The sequence below is a fragment of the Bradyrhizobium sp. SZCCHNRI1009 genome, assembly GCF_032487575.1.
Classification (GTDB): Bacteria; Pseudomonadota; Alphaproteobacteria; order Rhizobiales; family Xanthobacteraceae; genus Bradyrhizobium.
The window spans coordinates 1-3,330 of sequence record NZ_JAUEUL010000049.1 but is presented as its reverse complement, the minus strand read 5'-3'; the positions used below and the strand labels follow the sequence as shown (position 1 = coordinate 3,330).

Here is a 3,330-nt window from a genome sequence, read left to right as displayed (position 1 = left end):
GCCGACGCCTGGCCTTCCCTGCGCCCTCCGATCTGAAGAGGGCGAACAAGATCAGCATGACCCGGGCAGTGATGTCGCGGGAGTGCTGGGTCACGTGTAGTTCGATATGTGCTCGCTCGCGCCACACGATCGCTGTCGTCCCGGGCTTGACCCGGGACCCATAACCACCGGCGGGTGTGAGAGGGCACGCGGGGCGACCATCGAGTCCAACAAGATCCGCCGGTGGTTATGGGTCCCGGGTCAAGCCCGGGACGACAGCGGAATGCGAGACGGCACTCGTGGTCATCTCCACCTCGCGGAATATTTTCCACGCTTGCCAAGCCTCCTGCGAGGGTCCAGAAAATCTCCAACCATCGGGCAGGACACGACAGGAAGCGGAGACGGAATTGACCATCAAGGGCAAGGCCTACATTGCCGGGATCTATGAGCATCCGACCCGGCACGCACCGGACAAATCGACCGCACAACTGCATGCCGAGGTCGCCAAGGGGGCGCTGGAGGATGCCGGGTTGAGCGCGAAAGATGTCGACGGCTATTTCTGCGCCGGCGATGCGCCGGGCGGCGCGTGGCCGATGGTCGACTATCTCGGCTTGAAGGTGCGGCACATCGATTCCACCGAGACCGGCGGCTGCTCCTATCTGATCCACGTCGGCCACGCCGCTGAGGCGATTGCCGCCGGCAAATGCTCGATCGCGCTGATCACGCTGGCCGGCAAGCCGCGCACCGGCCCGATGCCGCCGCGCGCCGCCGGCGCGGAAGCCGACTTCGAGATGGCCTATGGCGCCACCACGCACAATGCCTACGGCATGTGCGCCATGCGCCACATGCACGACTATGGCACCACGTCGGAGCAGCTCGCCTGGATCAAGGTCGCGGCCTCGCATCACGCGCAGTACAATCCGCATGCGATGCTGAAGGAGGTCGTGACGGTCGAGGACGTGATCAACTCGCCGATGATCTCCGATCCGTTGCACCGCATGGATTGCTGCGTCGTTACCGACGGCGGCGGTGCGCTGATCGTGACCACGCCGGAGATCGCCAAGAGCCTGAAGAAGCCGCTGGTGCGGCTGATCGGCCATGGCGAGGCGATGAAGGGGCCGCGCGGCGGCAAGGACCTCGATCTCACTTATTCCGCCGGTGTGTGGTCCGGCCCGCGCGCCTTCGAGGAGGCGGGCGTGACCCCGAATGATATCAAATACGCCTCGATCTATGACAGCTTCACCATCACGGTGCTGATGCAGCTCGAGGACCTCGGCTTTTGCAAGAAGGGCGAGGGCGGCAAGTTCGTCGCCGACGGCAACCTCATCTCCGGCGTCGGCAAGCTGCCGTTCAACACCGATGGCGGCGGCCTGTGCAGCAACCATCCGGTCAACCGCGGCGGCATGACCAAGGTGATCGAGGCCGTGCGCCAGCTGCGCGGCGAAGCTCATCCGAAGGTCCAGGTGCCGAATTGCGACCTCGCCATCGCCCATGGCACCGGCGGCCTGCTCGGCGTGCGCCACGCCGCCTCGACCTGCATTCTGGAGCGCGTCTGATGTCCGAAGCCAAGAAACTTCCGGCCCCCGTCACCAATCCCGAGACCAAGGCGTTCTGGGATGCCGCCGCCGAGGGCAAATTCATGATCAAGCGCTGCACGGCATGCGGCGAGGCGCATTATTTCCCGCGCTCGATCTGCCCGTTCTGCTTCTCCGACCAGACGGTGTGGGAGCAGAGCGCGGGCGAGGGCGAGATCTACACGTTCTCGATCATGCGCAAGTCGCCGACCGGGCCCTATGCGATCGGCTACGTGACCTTGAAGGAGGGGCCGTCGCTGCAGACCAATTTCGTCGATTGCGATTTCGATGCGTTGAAGATCGGCCAGAAGGTGAGGGTTGTGTTCAAGCCCACCGACGGCGCCCCGCTGCCGTTCTTTACACCGGCGTAGGTGAGTGAGCACGGATGCGGCTCCACGTCATTGGAGCGAAGCGACGAAGCAATCCAGAGTCCTCGCGCAGCCCTGGATTGCTTCGCTCCGCTCGCAATGACGATGGGGCATGCATCTGCGTGCTCCAACAATGGTGTACCCTCTCCCTTTGTGGGAGCGGGTGGCGAGATCGAGCGAAGCGAGATTGAGCCGGGTGAGGGGTCTCTCTCCGCGCAGACAGTGCGGCTGTGGAGACAACCCCTCACCCGAGTGAGGTCGGAATTGATAGTTGCGCTGCCCTCTCCCACAAGGGGAGAGGGCGCAGCAATGGGCATCGGAAGACGTGCGTAGGGTGGGCTAAGGCGCGGAGCGCCGTGCCCACCGATATACAACAAGAAAGGCGGTGGGCACGCTTCGCTTTGCCCACCCTACAAGAGAACGAAGTTCGGGGAGGCGACATGCCGATCAACTACGATGAGCTGATGGCGATGAAGGCGATCGGGCAGCCCTATGCCTACGGTGATCGCGAGGTGATGCTGTACGCCTATGGCATCGGCATGGGGGCCGATCCCATGGATGAGAAGGAGCTCGCCTTCGTCAACGAGGCCACCGCCGAGCCGCGGCCGCTGAAGGTGGTGCCGACCTTTGCCTCCGTCGCGGCCTGGGGCGCCGGTCCCGGCGACATGAAGCTCAACCGCGTGCTGGTGGTCGACGGCGAGCGCGACATCACCTTTCACAAGCCGCTGGCGGTGGCCGCGAAGATCACGGCCGACTCCTCCGTGCTCGCGGTGTCCGACAAGGGCAAGGACAAGGGCGCCGTCATCCGCCATCAGACCATCCTGCGCGACGAGGGCGGCGCGCCGCTGACGACGCTGGTCGCCTCACGCTTCGCCCGCGGCGACGGCGGCTTCGGCGGTCCGTCTGGCGGCATTCCCGAGCCGCACCCGGTGCCGACCCGCGCACCGGACCGCAGCGTCGACATCTCGACACGGCCTGACCAGGCGCTGATCTACCGCCTGTGCGGGGACCGCAACCCGCTGCACTCCGATCCCGAGTTTGCCCGTCGCGCCGGTTTCCCACGGCCGATCCTGCACGGCATGTGCACCTACGGCCTCACCTGCCGCGCCGTGCTGCAGACCTATGCCGACTACGACGCCTCGGCGTTCCGCCAGCACGCCGCGCGGTTCTCGTCGCCGGTGTTCCCCGGCGAGACCGTGACGGTCGATCTCTGGAAGGATGGCGATGTGATCTCCTTCGAAGCGCGCGTGAAGTCGCGCAACGTCACGGTGATCAAGAACGGCAAGACAGTGCTGGGATGATCCTCGTGATGTGAGGCACAGCTGTTAGTTATCGTCATGCCCGGGCTTGTCCCACGGCTGTCCGGTTCAGCTTCCGCATATTGCGAGGCTCAACTGTTGTGGGTTTTT

3 protein-coding genes are annotated in these 3,330 nt (G+C 64.8%); all 3 read left to right on the top strand.

The window, feature by feature from the left end; translation table 11 throughout:
- Positions 1-386 precede the first annotated feature (386 nt).
- On the top strand, positions 387-1,535 hold the full coding sequence (locus QX010_RS32975) for a thiolase domain-containing protein (protein ID WP_316183709.1): 1,149 nt from the start codon (positions 387-389) through the stop codon (positions 1,533-1,535).
- On the top strand, positions 1,535-1,924 hold the full coding sequence (locus tag QX010_RS32970) for a Zn-ribbon domain-containing OB-fold protein (RefSeq protein WP_315800936.1): 390 nt from the start codon (positions 1,535-1,537) through the stop codon (positions 1,922-1,924). Before QX010_RS32975 ends, QX010_RS32970 begins: the two co-directional genes overlap by 1 nt.
- A 437-nt stretch (positions 1,925-2,361) precedes the next feature.
- Positions 2,362-3,222 (top strand): MaoC family dehydratase, encoded by an 861-nt coding sequence (locus tag QX010_RS32965; protein WP_316183707.1) that lies wholly within the window; start codon positions 2,362-2,364, stop codon positions 3,220-3,222.
- Positions 3,223-3,330: the final 108 nt, after the last annotated feature.